Genomic DNA, 19,856 nt, shown 5'->3' with positions numbered 1-19,856 from the left:
TGTATCAATATCAAATCCCGTGACTCTAAATCGTTCCTGTGAAAAACGGAGACATAATGGAAGTCCGACATAACCGAGCCCAATGACACCAACAGTAGCATCCCTGTTCTTTATTTTTTGAATTAAATTCATTTATTTAGCCTTTCTTTGATAAATTTTATCTAATCTTACAGTGTCGTCTTCTCCAATATATTCACCATTTAGAACTTAAATTGTATCAAATGGCAACAATTCTTGCAATTAAGAGGTTCAGGTTTTTAAGGTTAGCTAAGAAGCTTTGTGATGATCCTTTTGGCTGATTTTCCGTCCCAGAACTTAGGTATCTTTCTTTTCTTAATCCGCCCTTTTTTGAATCTTTTATAAGCTCTAAGGATACCTTTTCCTGTTGTTCCAACAAGAATATTCGTGCCCTCCTGAACGGTTATCGGGCGTTCGGTGTTTTCACGGATGGTAAAACAGGGGATGCCAAGGACTGTTGTCTCTTCCTGTATACCACCGCTGTCGGTAAGAACCAGCGATGCGTCTTTCCAGAGATTAAGGAACTCAAGATACGACATGGGAGGCCCTATGTTTATCCCCCTACCTTGCAAAAGGGGCTGAAGTTTGAATTTCTCTATATTCTTTTTGGTCCTCGGATGCATCGGGAAGTACACATCCATGTCCTTTGCTATCTCACGCAATGCAAGAAGAATGTCTTTCAGTTTTTCTTTCTCATCGACATTCGACGGCCTGTGTAGAGTAACAACTGCATAGTTTAACCTTTCAGACTTGAAAGTTTGCTTTCTTTTAAGTTTTTTAAGGCCATAAAAAAGCGTATCGATCATTACATTCCCTACAAAAAATACCTTGCTCTGTACTTTACCTTCTTTCTTCAGATTCGTGATACCGCTCTCCTCAGATACAAAAAGATAGTCGGAAATCGAATCAGTTACCATACGATTGATCTCTTCAGGCATCGTCATGTCAAAGCTCCTCAATCCTGCTTCAACATGCGCCACTTTAATGTTTAATTTCTTTGCAGTTATCGAACAGGCAAGTGTTGAGTTGACATCGCCAACCACCACAACAATATCGGGTTTTTCCTTAAGGCAGACTTTTTCAAATTCAAGCATTATCTTCGCAATCTGCTTTGCGTGTGAACCTGAACCTGCATTGAGAAAATAATCCGGCTTCGGGATATCCAGTTCATCAAAAAAAACCTTAGACATCTCGTAATCATAATGCTGTCCGGTATGTATAATCTTCCACAGAACTTTCTGGCTTACCAGCTTGCTATTTTGTACGCATTTAAGCTGGTGAACAAGTGGAGCAATCTTTATGAAATTGGGTCGTGCTCCGGCCACAAGGAATAACTTCATTGCACTATCTCCTCATCTTCTCTCTTAAGACCTTCAGAATAAATAAAGGCAGTACTAACTGCCTTCTTATCCTCTTTGGCTCCTTCAGCAGCCTGTAGAACCACTCAAGCCCCAGTCTCTGGAATGATTCCGGTGCCCTCTTTACTATGCCAACAATAGTATCCAGTGTACCGCCAATCCCCTGGCAGACTTTAACATTCAACTTAGGGAGATATTCTTGAATCCATTTTTCCTGCTTTGGGCTGCCAAGAGCAATGAAAAGAATATCTGCCCCTGATTCATTTATCTGTCGCAGCAAGTAATCCATTTTATCACTTGTTACATATCCGTGGCTTCTTCCGACAATTTTTATTCCATCATACAATTCGTGAAGTTTCTCAACAGACTTTTTATTAATTTCCTCCTTTGCTCCATAAATAAATATCTTGTATCCTTTCTCTGCTGCTTCCCTGCAAATGTTATGCATCAGATCAACACCTGGAACTCTTTTTGCCCTTTTTCCATAAAGTAACTTGAGAGCAAGAACGGCACCTATGCCGTCGGGGATCAGGAGAGATGCATTCTCTGCCATCTGTCGCAGGAATGAGTCTTTTTGAAGAGCCATTACCTTTTCTGCGTTGATCGCAAAAATATAGTTATTTCTGCTATTTCCCGCGATTAAATCGTTTATGTGTCTGATTGCTCCTTCCATATCAATCAAATCAACAGGCACTCCAAGAATATTCTTTCTCTCAATACCCTTCATGTAACTTTCTGCTGCAATATATATTCCGTCAATGCATGAAAAGCCCATGCCTGAGCCCAGCGCATATATGGGATTTTTATTATATATAAAGGTGTTTTCTGAAAATAAAAAAAACCCTTCTCATCTTGCATGTTTCTAACCATCCAGTTCAGCAATTTATCTGTAATGGCTTTGTATTCTTTCCCCAAAAGTGAAAAGAGCACAATTGCCTGTGCCGGAGAATGAATGTCTATAGGGTAGATTTCATTATGAAAGTATTTCGGAGTACCATCGTCAAGGAAAAAATTGTTTCTATAGAATTCAACGCCCTTTGAAAAAGCTGCACGATATTCAGAAAACCCCTCTTCAAGGAAATAAAAAGTACTCTGCAGATTAAAGCCAGTATGGAAAGAATCTATCCATTTCTGATAAGCAGTCTCCGCATAATGCCACGAGCCGTCATCCCTCTGGTATTTCATGCTATATGCAAGACTCCGAAGAGCTGCGTCTTTCAGGTTTTCATCATTGGCATACCGGTATAGTCTGATGAGTAAGGAAGCACCGAGAAGATTCGCATTATGGATAGCGGTTCGATCAATTGGCGTATAACTGAAGCAGAACGAGCAGTTCTCGTTTTTTCTTGCAAGATCATTCAGGATGAAATCCTTGATGGAGAGCGCCATTGAGAGAGCTTTTTCATTATTCGTATACTTATATGTATCTATAAGCGCATGGCCGATTAACGAGGAATTGACTATGGTTGGAGTATATTTGGGCACGAAAAATGCCCTTGATTGCCAGCCGAAATTATATCCCCAGCAGTTTCCTGAATATCCTTTACTTTTGAGTGTCTCAAGGAGTCCCAGAAAGAATTCAATTTTCCTTAGGTATTCACTCTTTTTCTCGGCCTTATATAACTTCGCATAGCCCCATAAGAAAAGACCTATACCTTTGGGGTTATAGTCTTTCCTGATAAAAAGCAGTGGCCGAATATTAAAAGGTAATCTTTTCAAAGTTTGAGTAAAAACAATCCGGAGATATTTATTGCCAAATGAAAGGGCTTTCAGGAGAGGGCTATTGAGTGCATCGTAGGGGTCATATCCTTTGAAGTCTTCCCGTTCAATATATTTCTTCAATCGTTCTAGGCTGAAGGATATGTCCATGATATTATAGGATTGCAATACTCTGGCGTGTTTTTATCGATTCAATAATCTTGAATGTCGTAAGCGTTGCAGTATAAATCTCCTCAAAATTGATAGGTGAAGGCTTTCCCTGTCTTACCGCATCGAGAAACACCGAGAGCATTCTCTTCTGCCCCTTGTCCTGGCTTATCAAGCTTTTTTTTGATACTTTTGCTCCGTAAATTTCGAGATTCTTGAAATCCTTCAATAAAGCCGCCGTCCCCGCTCTGTATACCTCAATATATTCTTTTGAGAGAGACTTTGAGCCATTGGAAAAATAAGAGATTGTACCGATTGAACCGTTTAGGAACTTAATATTGATGGTTATGGTATCTTCCAGCCCCTGCGGATCGGGCAAGGCCGATGCGAAAACAGATTCAGGAAGTGATCCGTTCAGAAAAGTCAGATAATCTACAAAATGGCATACTTCACCTATGATACGCCCGCCACCAATTGCTTTGTCCTGAATCCAGGAACCGGCAGGTATTTGGCCGGCGTTAATGCGGTAGATCATGGACATGGGGCCTTCACCAATCTTTTCCTTCAGCATCTCGGTGAGAGGAGAAAAACGACGGTTGAAACCTAACATGAGAAAAGGCTGTGAAGAGTGAGAAGTAAGGAGTGATGTGTAAACCTCACTAATTTCATTTAACTGCCTTTCGTTAAGGCATAAAGGTTTTTCGACATACACGTTCTTTCCGGCTTTCAGTGCTTTGATCACGTAATCGGCATGTGTGTTGTGCCGTGTGACGATGAAGACCGTGTTTATTTCAGCATTATTCAAGATATCGTTCTCGTCTGATGTGCAGAATTCAAACCCATATTTATCTGCCACTGTCCTCGAACTTGTTCCGGAGGAAGTCATGACACCCTTTAATACAATATCTTTTTCTCTCGGGATATTCGGCAGGAGATTCCCCATTGCATAGCTTCCGGCACCGATAAAGGCAATTGAAACGGGCGACGGGTGTTTGGTGATGTGTGATGGATGAATCTGAATTCTTTCTTTCACAAACGATTTTTCAATATCGTATTCTATGAGAATTCCGATGAAAGGTTCCTTTTTATCCATAATCATGTCATAAGCTTGGGGAGCGTCATCGAGCTTAAAGATATGGGTTGTAAGATAACCAATGTCAATCTTCCCTGAATGGACAAGTTCCTGGAATGCCTGCATATTCCTGTTCTCGGTCCATCTTACATACCCGACCGGGTAATCTATGCCTTTTTCTTCATAGTTCAGGTCATACCTTCCGGGGCCGTAAGAACACGACATCCTCAGTTCAAGCTCTTTTCTGTAGTAGTAAGGTTCTCTATCAAACCCGGTGGGAACATCCCCAACAACAACCACTCTCCCCTTTTTTCTCGCGATTCTCCCTGCAAAGTTTATTGGATCAAGACTTTCTGTTGCAGCGGTAATAATGACCGCATCTACTCCAACGCCTTGTGTGAATTCATCTATTTTTTCAGCAATCCCTGTTTCTTCTCTTATAAATGCGATATCTACACAATGCTCTCTTGCAATTTCAACCATTCTTGCATCAATATCAAGGCCGACAACTCTTAGTCCCCCTGCTTTGAGAATGAGCGCGGTTAATTGTCCTATAAGCCCCAGCCCGATTACAGCACCTATTTCGCCTATCCTGAGGTCAGCCTGCCTCACTCCTTGCAATGCAATCGCACCCAGCGTATTGTAAACTGCTTTCCTCAAGTCCGCACCAGCAGGAAGCTTTACACAAAGATTCTGAGGAACCGCTACAATCTCCGCATGGCTGGCATATCCTGCCCCTCCACAGGCAACAAGATCCCCAACAGAAAAACCCTTCACGTCAGGAGCCATCTCTAACACAACTCCGGCAGAGCTATATCCAAGCGGTGAATAAGCATCGAGCTTCTTCATCACAGTACGGTAGGCTTGAACTGGCCCCTGCTGTTTTAGGATATCCAGCACTTGCTTCACCTGCTGTGGTCTCTCCTTTGCCTTGCCGATCAAACTCTTCCGCGCAGCGCTCACCGTGCTCCCTTCTGTTCCTGCACTTATGAGTGAGTAATGATTTCGCACCAGCACCATCCCTGCAGACAAGACTGGAGTGGGAACTTCCAGTATACTCATCGCACCATCTTTAAGTTTTTGGGTTAGTTGCTTCATATTTCTTCAACTATCTTTTTTCAAGATATCTTATTATCTTCTGTGGATTTCCAACCACAACTACATCTGGAGGAACATCCTTCGTTATTACAGAACAAGCACCTATTATGCTGTTCCTCCCAATACGTACATTTCTTAATATTACAGAATTAACAGCAATATAGACATTATCCTCAATTATAACTCTGCCACTACCATCATCATTAGGATTAATTCTCTTAGCTGCCATATCATGCGAAAGAATGATACAACCATAGGTAATATAACAGTTATCTCCGATTTCTATTTTCCCCCGACGTGTGTCTATTTTAGCCCGAAGACTTATATTTGTATTTTTTCCTATCTTGACACCCATACCCCTTAGATAGGCAATTTTTGCTTTTCTTAAGATGTTTCCTGCAAAATGAAAGATATTTTTTATGATTTTATGAAACATAAGCTAAAATATAGAATAGCCACCAATTATTGGTTATTTTAGCAAGTCTTTGTATAAATTTTCCCACCGGCCAGCAATAACTTCAGGTGAATAATGTTTCACTTTCAATAGATTATTTTTACTCATACTTTCACGTAAGTATTTATTGTTTATCAAAACACTGATTTTCTCCAAAAGTTCTTTCCTGTTCCCCGGTTCTATTAAAAAGCCATTTATTCCATCTTCAACTATTGCCGGGACGCATGATATTTTTGTTGCCACTATTGGCAATCCATATGAAAAAGCTTCAAGAATTGAAATCGGCATACCTTCTGCGTACGATGGTAATACAAATATATCAGCTTTCCTAAATATGTTTTCCTTTGCTCGACCTTCCACCCATCCATTATTGATAATACATTTTTCGAGTGAATTTTCCATGATATAGCTATTTATAATTTCATTCATTTCTCCCTTACCGCATAATTCCAGAGTAAAATTAACCCCTTTAAGATGCAGGTCCTTACAAACTTCCAAAAGATCAATAATTCCCTTACTATTTATATAAAAACCTACAAAAAGAAGCCTCGAAACATCCATAGAAAATGATTTATTTGCAAATGGTACCTGGCAAACCGGATTTGGAATTACTGTTATATTTTTAAGATGATATCTTTCTTTAAGACAATCTTTCCAATTCTCGCACAGACATATAACACATGTGGCAGATTTAAAAATGCGCTTTATATAGCTTTTTAATAATTGATTAGGAGGATTGTAAAAAAAATCATAGAATCTGCTGGAATGAAGATGATAGATGATATTTCTTTGAAATAATATCCCTATAAGTGCAAAAATGCTTTTTCGGTAAAAACTCACAGAAGCTGAAGTATGAATATGAATTAAATCAACTCTTTTAAAAATCAAAATAAAAATATATTTTAATATCGCCTTTAAAAATGTTATTAATTCTCTGACAATTCCTCCATCTTTATACAAACTTGTATTGATTTTAATAAAATCGAACTTAGTATTAATATCTTGCTCCAATATAGAATTGATAACAGAAGAAATGCCTCCTTTTGCTGCGATAGGAGCCAATATTAAAATTACAGGTTTATGTGCCTTGCTCAACTTTTCTCAATAAATACTTATAAAGAATAGTTGCCTGCTTCTCCCATGTATGATTAAGCGCTGCTGCTCTCAAATTCTGCCGATAATTATCAAATGATTTTCTTTCATTGTAAGCAGACATAATAGCCTCAGCAATTTCTTCAGGTGTACCTTTTCCTGCCCAATATATACCATTTAAACCTTTTGGAATATAATCCTGATGAGGTTTTATCTCTGTTAAAATGCACGGTTTTCCCATCGCTGTGTATTCAATAATTTTTAGCGGACTGCTGACTCTCCACCATGGAATATCAGGCAGAGGGCAAATACATACATCGGCTTGACTAATAAACGATGGAATTTTTTCATAATCAACAAATCCAGCGAAATCAACATATTTTGTCAGATTATGACACATCACATACTCCTTAAGATAATTAATATCTGAGCCATCACCAACAATTCTAAATAGAAAATTCGGAATCTTGTCTTTAATTAAATTAACAGCTTTCAAAGTCTCTCTTAATCCTCTATTTGGCGTCACTACTCCATGATAAAACAAGATGAAAATATCTTTTTTCTTCGAAGGGTATTGCTCCGGATTAAATTTCTCCGCATTTACTCCAGAAGACCAAATACAACAATCTTTATTATTAAAACCCGCAACATCCTGAATTGTTTTGGTAATAAAGGAATATGAAGTTAATAGTCTTTTTGCTAAAAATAAAGCAATATACCAAAAGAATACTCTATCTAAATATCCTTTTAACCCTCTTATTTCTACTGGCACAGTTCTTACATCAAAATGAACTTTTAATCGCTTTTTGAAAATGATTTTTGAGAGGAGTTGTAAGGCTACACCTGCATAAATACTATTCTGATCAATAATAATAATTGTATCTTCTTCTCGATTATGTTTGCTTGAGAAATACAGGAACGACTTAATATTAAATGAGAGTTTTGCGAAAAAAGGATTTTTAATTATTTTTAAATAAATTACATTGACTTGCAAATCAGGTTTTTCCTTTTTAAAAGACGTAACAAGAAAAACCTTATTACCAAGTTTTTCCAATTCCTTTAGAATCTCAATTCTTGGCGCTTTACTTGCCTTTGAATCAATAAACGATGCGAGGAGCCAATAGATATGCATTGTTAATAATAATTATTAAACCAAAGGCTAAACATTAGTACTGACCATAATTTAGAAGCGTTATTGCTCTTTCCCAATTTATGATCTTGAAGTAATTTTTCAACATAGACTTCATTTAAAAACGACTTATTTTTGAAGGAACGCAATGCATTTATAAGCAAGTCGCCTAAACTTCCTTTCATCCATTCACTTAAAGGGATGGAAAAGCCTTGCTTTCTTTCAATCGGGAAATCATCTGGTAATATTTTTCTGGCTAACTTCTTTAACAGATATTTTTTAGTCTTTCCATTGATTTTTAAAGAATCACATAATGAAAAAGCGAATTCACAGACTTTATGATCGAGAATCGGGACTCTTGCCTCCAGAGCGACAGCCATGCTCGCCCTGTCAACCTTCACCAGAATATCATCAGGCAAGTAGAATGCGAAATCAGTTCTTGTAAGCCTCTCAAGAAGAGTTTCGCCAGATGTCTTAAAATAGTCTTCATAGAAATCTAAAGTTACGTCTAACTCGCAATTTAAAAGCTTTTTAATTTCGGAGGGGCTAAAAATCCCTGTTCGCTCACGGAAGGTCTCAAATTCATCATACTTTAATGATGTTAGAAAATGTTTTCCTTTATATGATTTCTTTGGTATTGCTGCCACTCCAGCTATTGCCTTTTTTAGAGTTGACGGGACCATTTTCAGTTTCTGATGTGATAACATCCATTCATACCAATTATAGCCGCCAAAGAGTTCATCTCCTCCGTCACCTGAAAAAGCAACTGTGACGTGCTCTCTGGCCATTTTTGAAACATAATAAGTAGGTATTGCTGATGAATCAGCGAATGGCTCATCATAATAATAAGCTAACTTGCCTATGACTTCTGTCTCATTAATCCTGACTATAAACTCATGATGGTCTGAGCCAATATGTTTTGCAACCATTCTTGCATAGGGTAGTTCGTTATATTTGGTATCCTCAAACCCTATAGAAAAAGTCTTGATTGGAGCATTGGAATTCTTTGCTGCCAAGGTGGCAACAATAGATGAATCAATGCCCCCAGATAAAAATATTCCCAAAGGGACATCACTGATAAGTCGCAATTTTACAGCTTCATTGATCATAACATACAACTGATCAACCAAATCGTTTTCATCTTTTAAAAGAATCTTTTGATTAATATTGGGAAGACTCCAGTAACGTTCTATTGAGATATTGTTGTTTTTAAACTGCAAATAATGACCTGGCAAAAGTTTTTTTATTTTTTTAAAAATTGACATGCTTTGCGGAATATAACCGAGAGAAAAGTATACAGATAACGCATCAAAATCTATTTCTTTTGATACATTTGGATGTTTGAGAATTGCTTTAAGTTCTGACGCAAATATAAATAATTTTCCATCATAATAATAATAAAGTGGCTTGATACCAACTCTATCTCTAACTAAAAATAATTCTTCTTTTTTTTTGTTCCATATAGCAAAAGCAAACATGCCTCTTATCTTTTTTATACACTCTATCCCATCTTCTTCGAACAAATGTAAAATAACTTCTGTGTCTGTATTTGATTTAAATGTATGGCCTTTTTCAATTAATTCATTCCTATAATCCATAAAGTTATAGAACTCGCCATTATAAACAATACATATATCACCACTTTCATTAAACATTGGTTGGTTTGCATTATCTGATAAGTCGATAATTTTTAATCGTGTATGTCCAAACCATACATTACCTAAATTAACGATATTTTGATTATCAGGCCCTCTGTGCTTTAATTCCCTGACCATTTTAAGAACTTGAACATCAATAGAATTGGATACTATTCCGCAAATACCGCACATGTAAGTTCTCGGTAGAGAATTATTTTATTAAAAAATTTTTCGTTGTCTTCCAACACTGTATATTGACGCGGCAAAAAACCAGAGAATAAATGCCGCTAAATCACTTCTTAGGATTGCCATATAGATTACACCTATCAGAAAATATGAAACTATAATACTTGAGAAACTAAACGAAATTGTCTTCCAGTAAATATCATCGATATTTTGATAAAATATTAAGTTTATTTTGAACAGTAAAAATAATGGTACTAAATAATATATCAAGAAGCCTAAATAGCCATATTCGATAGGGATCAGTACTAATTCAGTAACACCATAAATAATATCTATTGGTCTTGTTGCAAGTTCTTTGGTGTCAAATTCCTTAAAAAAACTTTTCATCATACTACCCGGACCATATCCTAATAGAAATAACTCAGGACTTTTTGTTAATGTTTCAAAAGTCGTTATTGTGCTCGGTATTCGCCCGATTGGTGCACCTGAAGAACTATATTTAACATCATAAATCAATACAAAATCCTTTAAATAAGAAAAATCTTCTAATGCAGGGGTCAACCATGGCACAAACATAACAATAGGGAAAAACATAATAAGTATCAGAAGACCTATAGCAAGCGAACGAAATATTTTTCCCCTTGACTCTTTCATAAGTGATATATGCAAAATAATATATCCTAAGAGAAGCGGACCGAGATAAATCAGTCCTTTCTTTCCGCCAATTATAGAAAATATGATGAATCCACATATTACTAAAATGTAAACAATACGAGGCTTGTTATGTATGAACATACTGCCGAATAAACTAATAGCAACCATAGGTAAAATAATAGAGTAGCCACCTCCCCAGGCAGCATATGTTCCGATTGCCTGCTCTCCTTGCCCATAGAATTGATACTTAATTAAAGCTGTTGGAATCTGAATAAGCAACAAAATAATAAATATCTTTATTATCTTTCTATAAAACTCTTCTGACATATTGAGATTAACCAGCAAGTAAAACATTAAAATGAACTTAATATCTAAACGAAGTGCAAGGATTGCCCTTATAGGGTTGACAGAATTTGCAATAATTGATAGTAAAGCGACAACTAAAAATATTACTATCGGTATATCTATTGGTGTTCTTACAAAACCAGTTGCTCTTTTTAAAATTAAGGCTTTAATTATTAAAATAAAAATAATAATTTCAGGTAGCCATCCTAACTGATCTGGAATTAATTGAAGTTGAATAAACCAATCTACAAAAAAAACTGAAATAAGAATTGTGAAAACAGCCACGCCATTGAACTTTAAAAGAAAATATGCTATAGGCATCAAAGCAATAAATAGCCATTGATATGGATTTTGATTAAGAATAGTAAAACCTGCAAAAATTGCTATTAATATAACAGTGACTATATATATTTTTTCTGATTTAATATTTTTTTTAAAATCGGTTATTGCTTGCATTTCAATGATTTATCAATATTTTTTGTTTTAACTAATAATATTGGTATATGATTAATTACCTGATATTGTCGGTTGCAATTGTCACAAAATAATTCGTTTGTACGATTCACAAGTTTAGACCTACAGACAGGACATGCAAATAAATCGAAGACATTAACTCTTTTTGCAGTTTTGAAAAATAGCTGCCTTACTGCTTCTCTAAATAATATTTTCAATCTAACCAAAATAGGATACCGCTTTTGCGAGGCAATCAATAAACTTTTCTCATAGTCTTGATCTAATTCAGCAAATACAAATTCCTCGATAGGGGTTCTTTTAATTATTTCCCATTCTAATGGTCTTTGAAAATTAAATTCATAGTGTGCTTCTTTCTCAACTTTCTCTTTTGTGGTATTTTTTTTATATTTTCTATCTGCTCTTTCGATTTTTTGCTCTAAAATTAATTTATCTGTTTGCGTAAATACAAACCATTTATGATATTTTCCAGAAGAAATACTCTCCCAATATCCAGATGGTGCAGAAATGTAGCCTTTTCTTGAAACTCTTTTGATTTCCTTTAGCAATTCCTCCGGTTCTTCCAAATGTTCAATAACATGTCTGCAAATTACATAATCAAATGCATTATTTACAAATGGCAAATGGCAACCATCAGCTACAACAAAGGGGCGATTCTTTGGAATATATGCAATATATCTTCGCTCACTTTGATCAAACAAATACTTTTCAACCAAAACATCAGATCGAATAGATGGATTCCACCCCGAACCGATCTCTAAAACAAGATCTGATTTGTTTATATCTAATTTTTTATCCCAAATATCTCCGATATAAGGATGTTTGAAAAAAATGTAATAAAAACCACCGTATATTAGCCTTAAAACATGATTAAGAGATATGAAAATAGTACGAATTAACATTTATTAAGTAGATGATTTTGAAAAAGCCTTATGATTCTCTGCACATTTTTTTCTATATCAAAATGTGCGATTGCAAATTTGTGGGCATTATTAGCGTATAATTGTAATAAATGATCATTTTCCATTAATTCTTTAATCTTTTCTGCCATTTTCTCTATGCTTCCTAACTTAAAACCAATCTTATTCGTTTCTAACAAATTATCAGGGTCAACAAATAATGACAAAACAGGAACTTTATGAATCCATGCTTGTATAAAAACATTCGGGAATCCTTCTGAATAACTTGTTGAACAAAGAATTTTGCTTCGGAGCAACAGTTGATTTACATCGTCGTTGGAAATTTCACCTAAATATTTAACATTTGCAAGCTTTATTGATTCAGTAAAAACTTTCTCAAGAGGCCCGCCTTCCGGTCTTCTACCAGCCATAACAAATTTATACTCATGGTCTCTTAACTGGTTTGCTAATTCAATAAAGGCAAGCGGATTTTTTGCTTCTTTTATATTCCCTATCCAGCATACTATATTTTCTTTTATTATCTCTTGAGGAAGGGAAGGGATTGGATGAAAATTTCGTACTAAGATGCTATCTTTATTGAAATTTTGTTTTACTCTTCTCTGTTGATAATTTGTTTGACAAATAATGGTTGATCGCTTGAGACCGTAAATTCTCATCAAATCATCAATATTGTACAATATTTTATTTAGATTCCAACTTATATGATATTTTTCAACGTCTCTATCATGTGATACATGGAAAACGACTTTTATTTGTTGTTTTCTCGCTATCCAGCAGGCAATACCTACATTTGCCGAACCGCCGCGGACGTAAATTACGTCAGGGTTAATACTAATAATTAACTTTTTAATTTTAAAATAATCGAGAATATAATATGGCCCAAATTTTCTAAATAATTTTCGCTTCCGTAAATAATATACTGTAATCTTATCATCAAATAAGATTTCATCTCTATCACCAATAGAAATAAATGAAACTTGATTATTGTTATGTATGAGTTCCCTTGCTAATAAAAATGCTTGATATTCAGCACCACCCTGAGATTTTGATTCATTGCCACGATAATTGTAATAACCACATATAATGCATATTTTCATTTACGAAGAACTTCCTTTAAAGTTTTAACCAAAACTTCCGGCGAATTATATTCTTCAAATATTTTCCGCGATGTTCTCGATGCTTCTAAATATTCCTCGTCTGACATCTTATATAGCTTTTCCATTGCTTCATATAGCGCATTCACATCATTGTTTTTTACAATATAACCGTTAACACCATTTTGTACAAAATCCCAAGCAGAGCCTACAGCATCAGTTGTTATTACTGGAAGCCCAGCGCTAATTGCCTCCTGTAAAACTAAACCCCAGCCCTCAACTCGGTTATTGATTTTCAGAGAAGGCAAAACAAAATAATCTACTTCCTGCAACAAGGAATATTTCAATTTATTATCTAACCAACCTAGAAATTTGATATTAGAAGCATTAAGTTCTCTACAGAGCTGCTGAAGTTTTTCCATTGCTTCTCCATCGCCACCCAAATATAACAACACATCGTTGTACTTTCTTGAGAGTGCTACAAATGCCCTTATAAGTATATCTACACCCTTTATTGGTATTAATCTTCCAATAAATAGATACTTCTTTATCTTATTTCGTTTAATATATGTGATAGCCGAAATATCTTGGGGTACATCATTAATTAAGAATGGTAGTATAAATATTTTATCTGGGGGCACACCTTTTTCTACATAAACATTTTTTTTAAACTTACCTTGTACAAATACACAGTCAGCATGCTTAACAACAAAATGGCTTAATTTATGATAAAACGACAATAAAACATTACTTTCTTTTTCAAATTGCCATACTTCAGTATAAATAAAGAATTTTGTGCTAATAAGTTTTGACAACAGAAAAGCAATTTTCGAGTGAACAGTAAACTGCGTAGAACTTAATACTGCATCTGTTTTTCTACTTGTTAGTATCTTAAAAATTACAAAGGTTAATTTTGCTATTTGAAAAAGACTTAATCCTCTTAATCTAAAATGGGGAAACTTTAAATAATGAACTCTTCTATTGTTTAAGAATTCTTTATAATATTTAGAATCATTTTTTAGTTCGTCTGAGTAACAGATATCTGAAATAAAATATACTTCTGTATCAAATTCATTAAGAAGGGTTTGAAAAAACAGAACCTGTGGTTCATTGAAAAGACTAAATCCTGGCCAGAGGATGGTCAATTTATACATTATTTCGTAAGCATGTTTTATATAATATTAATGAACTTCAATTATATTCTCGATATAACCCTCACTACCTTGATAAGATAATATTTTAGCTGGAACCCCACCCACAACAGCATTATCTTCTACATCTTTATCAACTACTGCATTAGCCCCAATAACAACATTATTACCGATTTTCACTTTTCCAATAATTTTAGCGCCTGGAGAAATAAATACCTCATTGCCTATAATTGGATAGCCTTTTCTTTCTCCTCTCAACTTTTGACCAATAGTAACGCCTTGATAGATATTGCAATTGGCACCTATTACAGCACCACCAGAAATCACAATATTTCCCCAATGTGCAATTAACAGACCATCTCCTATATGAGCTGAATACGATATATTGATGCCGTATTTGATGCTCTGCCGTTTTAATATTCATTTTACAAGAAAGCTTAACACTTTTCTATTACTGGCATTTAAGTATTGACAAGACCTAAACCATACTAAATAATTATATCCAGGTGATGCCATAAAACGTTTTATAAATGTGAATAAATCTGTTTTTTTATCCCAACGATACAAATCCTTCTTTATTTTATCAAAAAATATCTTCATTTCTCATTTTTTGCTATTATTATGTTTATTTCACCAAAGCGATTATATTTAGTTTCATTCCGATATCCAAACGTTAAAATAGGTTTCCTTATTAAATAAAATGGATTTGGAATAAAATTCTTGAAAGTTCTTTTATTTAGACAGAATCCTCTAATCAAACTATTTGTGAATTTATAAGTAAAATTGTCTATTATTTTAAAATTACTCTTATGAAGCAAATTAATAACATATTTTATTGATAAAGGTATTTGCCATATATAACGAACTCCTAAAATCGATAATAATGCTGATTGTATACCAAAGACTGACTTTATATTCGGATAATATAAGAAGATTAATCCATTATTTTTTAGAACTCTTTTAGCCTCCTTGATAATTTTTTCATGCTCTGTTTTCTTGAAATGCTCTATGACACCATATGATACATATACATCAAAACTATTAGCTGGGAAATTTAACTCTCTTATATCGCTCACAAAGAATCTTTCTTTGGTTTCCTGATATTTTTGTTGATGATATTCCTTTGCTATTTTTATTGTTTCTGCGCTGAAGTCAATACCATAAGCATCATATCCTCTATTCAATAGATTAAACACTACCTGTCCAAGTCCACAGCCTGCATCAAGAATCTTATCACCCTTTTTAATGTATTTTGCAAGGATGTCTACTCTTTCATTGCAATCTTCTATGAAACGATCTATGTCTTCTTTTTGCTTCTCCCAACTTTCTGTCCATATTTTTTCTTGGTTTATCATCGGTGATTGAGTATTAATTTAGGAATTGCTTAATTACTTCTTTATAATCCTGACCGAGATTTCTAATACGATCTTTATCTTTTTCTATATTTGTCCTAAAAAGAGAAAGTATTTCAGGATTGGAAATACAGCGCTCAATGCATTGGGTAAATTGTTTTATATTGCCTGCCTCAAATATATATCCTGTTTCACCATCTTTTACTATTTCTCGAATTCCCGGTAAATCTGAAGCAATTACTGGTGTACCACTTAATAAAGACTCTATAACTGTCTTGGGCATGCCTTCTCCATAAGAAGGCAAAACTGTAATGTCAACGTTTGTGTAATATGAATAGAGAGTCTCAAACGGCCTGCTACCCAACACTCTCATAACATTATGTTGTTCTCTATATTTATCATTTATATTGTTTGACATATCACAGAGTCGTTTGTATTGTGTTCCATCCCCGATAAAAATAATCTCAATATCGTGAAACTTTGAAAATATATTTATAATTGCCTCGATGATTAAATTAGTACCTTTTGATATCTCAAGCCTTCCAACATACAATATTCTCGTCTTCCTGGAATCGTTAAGGAAATCCTCAATCTCCCTTTTCTGAAAAAAATTGCTACTGTATTTAGGGTAATAAATGGTTATTTTTTCTTTGGGTATACCTATAGTGTTAAGAATACGCTTGTTATCTGCATTTCTCACCAAAATCATTTGCAGACTTTTTAAATGAATCAGCATATTGCCTATTAAAAGATTCTGTAACGTTTGAGCAAATATATTTTTTTTTCGGAGTTGTCCTGCAAAGGCAATAACAAGTGGAATACTATTATTTTTAGAGTATCGTATCGCTGCACTCATATTCCATATCGATCCGAGGTGAAAAATCAAATGGGGCTTGAATTTTTCGAGTAGGGCATATATTTTCCTGTCATAGAATAGATGTAGGTAATCCAAAATCTTTTTCTGTTTTGCAAAACTGAAAAGCACAATCTTATCATCTTTATAGTATTTGTTTTCCTTAACATAGTTTGTTCCAATCACCATAATCTTTCTATCTCCAACTACCTCCAATATCTGTTCCATATAGTTAGTATCGAGGTTAAGAGACTTATCACCTCGCAGTTGTAGAAATTCACCAACAGGATCACCATGTTTAATAAAAGCTACGTTGTCAGTCAATTCCATTAGGTTCTAGTACGTTTTATTGCTAATATTTCTATAAAAGAGCTCACTCCAAAGCCAACTCTGTCAAATAGAAACTTTATTAAATGTTTACATTTGTTTTTTTCATTTTCTTTAATATACTGATTTAATGTAACGATAATAAATCCAGTCTTAATCATATATGCTCTAAGTGTTTTTGGAGTGAAAAAATAACAATGATGGAGCGGGTTATCATATTTGGGGTATTTTCCCCCTCTTAAATACTTATATTTAAAAAATATATTATCAAATTGATTAGGGACTTCAATTAATAATATTCCATTATTTGCAAGCAAATGATAAATTTTCTGTAAAACTATTCTGGGAGAAATTAGATGTTCAAGAACGTGGTGCATATGAATAATATCAAATATTTCATTTTGATACTGTGAACTAATTTCTTCAAAAGTCCCGTTAACTAATTCGATTCCATATTTTGATTTTGCAATTTCACATTGCTTTATTTCATATTCAATCCCAACGGCGTGAAAACCTTGCTGTTGTGCCATATGTACGAAAGTTCCCAATCCAGCTCCTATATCCAACAATCTTTTACCTTTTGTGTGCTTCTTAAGCAATTCAATTTTTCGTGGATAAACAAACTGTTTACGAATTTCTTCAACCCTAGCACGAGAACCCTTATCCGCATAATTGTCATAAATAATAGCAAGGTCTTTTTCTGTTGGAAGTGGATAAAGACTCTTCAGGCTGCATTTTCTGCATCTCACCACTCTAAATTTTGTTTTATCTATCCCAAGTAGCTTCGAATAAGTCTTACAAACAGCATATCTCTCATTTAGACATAGATCGCACTTATATGCAGTCTCGGACAAATTATTATTTTGAAGTAACATCAAGAGGTTTTATATACCACAATATATGTATCACGCAGCAATTATACCAAGCCATTGTAAAATCTTCATTTGATATTTCCCATGACTAGCGTTAGCAAGCCAAGATCTTTCCTGCGCAGAGAACACCGTAACTCTCGTATAAATAATAAAAGACAATATCATAAATACTAGTCCAATAATTAAAGAAAAAAATACAGAGTTTATAAATGATTTAGATATCATAAATATTGCATAAAGTGTGACAGCATAAATGCCCGCTCTAATAAAGTATTGCCTAAGTCCTTTAAATGTTGTAGTGTTTCTTGTAAACCACCATATAAATATATTTCTTAAAAAAACCGCGCTTCCTGTGGCAACAACTGCTCCCATAATTCCCCACCACTTTATCATAATGATGTCTGCAATTAAGTTATAAATTCCGAATATTTTGCTGAATAAAATGATCTCAACTTTTTCCTGAAGCTGTGCAATCAGACCTAATGGTATTTGAAAAGCGGAAATCATCTGGAAAAATATGACCGAAACTAAAACATAAGAGTATTCTAAATATTTTCCGCCAAAAACAACTGTAATTATATCTTTGCTAAAAACTAAAAAGAATACAAATATTGGAACATAAAATAGATATATAATTTTTATCATGAATTGATAGAAAGGAGTTACTGAGTCTTTTCGAGTTGAATAGGCAGAAAATAAGAGAGGTCTTATAACCTCTATCAGGTAAGTAGTTGGAAGGAATCTGTTAATGGTTTTTGCGATTCTATTACAAAATGCATATGCGCCTACTGCAACTGGATTCAGGAAATAAGCGAGCGTAAAATTGTCAATATTCAGATCTAAAAACTGGACACCAATGTCATTGAAATTATAATAAAGTGCATATTTCTGCACCCTTTTCTTTTCGTCAGGAGTGAATCTTTCAACCTGACCTTCGTTTTTGGGTATCTTTTTGGTATATATTAGCTGTAGGGTTATGAATAATATTACGTAGCCTAAAAGATCTACCAAAAGTATACTACTAAGATTTATACCAAGATAGAAAGCGATCAAGTATCCTATCAATTTAATTATCATCAAAACGAACATCATCCCTTGAGTATATTTGTGCAGGAAATAACTGCTGAGACAAACATCAACGAGCCCCCATTGCATATATAAAACAAGAATGAATGAAAATAAAAGGAAGTAATTTTTGTAATCCTCTATTTTCAAATAGACTGCAAATAAATCCCAGAAAAGAATTAGCAAGGCAATTATTAGGATATTTGACACTAATCTGATAAAAGATGATGTCTCATAAAGGCGATGCGCCAGCATAAACTCACCTTTCTGGTAATATTCTGGAATAAACCTCTGGAGGGTATTACTTAATCCAAAAGAAGCGACAATACCGATGATTCCAATAGTAGAATAGAGGAGATTATATACGCCATAATCATGTTCCGAAAGAAACCTCACCAAGAGGATAGTAATAACCAAAGAGGCAAATTGCGAACCAATTTTAAAAATAAAAGTGTAATAGGCCGCCTTAGAGCCTTTTTTCAGTAATTCTTGTTTGTCCATAGTTTGCAGAGTAATGAGAAAATGAATTGACTGTTACAGGCTTGGGGTCAGGTCTTGAAATATCAGTTTTCATAAAAAAAAGTAATAAAAAACGTTAATTGCGTTTGTTGCGTTCATTGCGTTATAGCGTTCATTGCGTTTATAGCGTTAATAAAAAACCGTTTATTGAGTTAATTGCGTTTGTAGCGTTTGTTGCGTTGTAGCGTTCATAGCGTTTATAGGGTTATAGCGTTATAGCGTTGATAAACAACCGTTAATAGCGTTGATTGCGTTGTAGCGTTCATAGCGTTCATAAAAAACTGTTCATTGCGTTTATAGCGTTATAGCGTTGAAGTAAGGTA

Annotated in this window: 18 protein-coding genes; all 18 read right to left on the bottom strand. The window is 34.5% G+C overall.

Annotated features, from left to right (window positions below):
* Positions 1-132 (bottom strand): hypothetical protein (locus HXY53_02690; protein NWF75472.1); only part of this gene is annotated, 132 nt, incomplete at its 3' end.
* Positions 133-263: 131 nt separating this feature from the next.
* A complete protein-coding gene (wecB, locus tag HXY53_02685; protein NWF75471.1) occupies positions 264-1,358 on the bottom strand; it encodes a UDP-N-acetylglucosamine 2-epimerase (non-hydrolyzing) in 1,095 nt (364 codons plus the stop codon).
* A 4-nt stretch (positions 1,359-1,362) separates the two neighbouring features.
* On the bottom strand, positions 1,363-2,103 hold the full coding sequence (locus tag HXY53_02680) for a WecB/TagA/CpsF family glycosyltransferase (protein NWF75470.1): 741 nt from the start codon (positions 2,101-2,103) through the stop codon (positions 1,363-1,365).
* Positions 2,100-3,218 carry a delta-aminolevulinic acid dehydratase gene (locus tag HXY53_02675; GenBank protein ID NWF75469.1) on the bottom strand — a complete coding sequence of 373 codons (1,119 nt, stop codon included), beginning with the start codon at positions 3,216-3,218 and terminating at the stop codon, positions 2,100-2,102. The genes HXY53_02680 and HXY53_02675 overlap by 4 nt, the downstream gene beginning before the upstream one ends.
* Positions 3,219-3,249: 31 nt before the next feature.
* The gene (locus HXY53_02670; protein ID NWF75468.1) at positions 3,250-5,412 is read right to left on the bottom strand and encodes a Gfo/Idh/MocA family oxidoreductase; all 2,163 of its coding nucleotides are present in this window, start codon (positions 5,410-5,412) and stop codon (positions 3,250-3,252) included.
* Positions 5,413-5,422: 10 nt separating this feature from the next.
* A complete protein-coding gene (locus tag HXY53_02665; GenBank protein NWF75467.1) occupies positions 5,423-5,848 on the bottom strand; it encodes an acyltransferase in 426 nt (141 codons plus the stop codon).
* Between the two features lie 33 nt (positions 5,849-5,881).
* Positions 5,882-6,961 (bottom strand): glycosyltransferase family 4 protein, encoded by a 1,080-nt coding sequence (locus tag HXY53_02660; GenBank protein ID NWF75466.1) that lies wholly within the window; start codon positions 6,959-6,961, stop codon positions 5,882-5,884.
* Positions 6,945-8,090: a glycosyltransferase gene (locus HXY53_02655; GenBank protein ID NWF75465.1), complete on the bottom strand. Its 1,146-nt coding sequence runs from the start codon at positions 8,088-8,090 to the stop codon at positions 6,945-6,947. Before HXY53_02655 ends, HXY53_02660 begins: the two co-directional genes overlap by 17 nt.
* A gap of 2 nt (positions 8,091-8,092) precedes the next feature.
* Positions 8,093-9,916, bottom strand: a complete 1,824-nt coding sequence (asnB, locus tag HXY53_02650) for an asparagine synthase (glutamine-hydrolyzing) (protein ID NWF75464.1) — start codon at positions 9,914-9,916, stop codon at positions 8,093-8,095.
* A 27-nt stretch (positions 9,917-9,943) separates the two neighbouring features.
* Positions 9,944-11,365 carry a hypothetical protein gene (locus tag HXY53_02645; GenBank protein ID NWF75463.1) on the bottom strand — a complete coding sequence of 474 codons (1,422 nt, stop codon included), beginning with the start codon at positions 11,363-11,365 and terminating at the stop codon, positions 9,944-9,946.
* Positions 11,353-12,282, bottom strand: coding sequence for a methyltransferase domain-containing protein (locus HXY53_02640; protein ID NWF75462.1), 930 nt, complete (start codon positions 12,280-12,282; stop codon positions 11,353-11,355). The genes HXY53_02645 and HXY53_02640 overlap by 13 nt, the downstream gene beginning before the upstream one ends.
* Positions 12,276-13,397: a glycosyltransferase family 4 protein gene (locus HXY53_02635; GenBank protein ID NWF75461.1), complete on the bottom strand. Its 1,122-nt coding sequence runs from the start codon at positions 13,395-13,397 to the stop codon at positions 12,276-12,278. Before HXY53_02635 ends, HXY53_02640 begins: the two co-directional genes overlap by 7 nt.
* Positions 13,394-14,548, bottom strand: coding sequence for a glycosyltransferase family 4 protein (locus HXY53_02630; protein NWF75460.1), 1,155 nt, complete (start codon positions 14,546-14,548; stop codon positions 13,394-13,396). The genes HXY53_02635 and HXY53_02630 overlap by 4 nt, the downstream gene beginning before the upstream one ends.
* Positions 14,549-14,575: 27 nt before the next feature.
* Positions 14,576-14,965, bottom strand: a complete 390-nt coding sequence (locus HXY53_02625) for a serine acetyltransferase (GenBank protein NWF75459.1) — start codon at positions 14,963-14,965, stop codon at positions 14,576-14,578.
* Positions 14,966-15,141: 176 nt separating this feature from the next.
* Positions 15,142-15,900, bottom strand: a complete 759-nt coding sequence (locus tag HXY53_02620) for a class I SAM-dependent methyltransferase (protein NWF75458.1) — start codon at positions 15,898-15,900, stop codon at positions 15,142-15,144.
* A gap of 13 nt (positions 15,901-15,913) precedes the next feature.
* Positions 15,914-17,080 (bottom strand): glycosyltransferase family 4 protein, encoded by a 1,167-nt coding sequence (locus tag HXY53_02615; protein NWF75457.1) that lies wholly within the window; start codon positions 17,078-17,080, stop codon positions 15,914-15,916.
* Positions 17,080-17,826: a class I SAM-dependent methyltransferase gene (locus HXY53_02610; GenBank protein NWF75456.1), complete on the bottom strand. Its 747-nt coding sequence runs from the start codon at positions 17,824-17,826 to the stop codon at positions 17,080-17,082. The genes HXY53_02615 and HXY53_02610 overlap by 1 nt, the downstream gene beginning before the upstream one ends.
* Before the next feature lie 156 nt (positions 17,827-17,982).
* Positions 17,983-19,515, bottom strand: a complete 1,533-nt coding sequence (locus HXY53_02605) for an oligosaccharide flippase family protein (GenBank protein NWF75455.1) — start codon at positions 19,513-19,515, stop codon at positions 17,983-17,985.
* Positions 19,516-19,856: the final 341 nt, after the last annotated feature.

This window comes from Nitrospirota bacterium, from assembly GCA_013388455.1.
Classification (GTDB): Bacteria; Nitrospirota; Thermodesulfovibrionia; order Thermodesulfovibrionales; family SM23-35; genus JACAFF01.
This window is presented reverse-complemented; position numbering and strand designations above follow the sequence as displayed.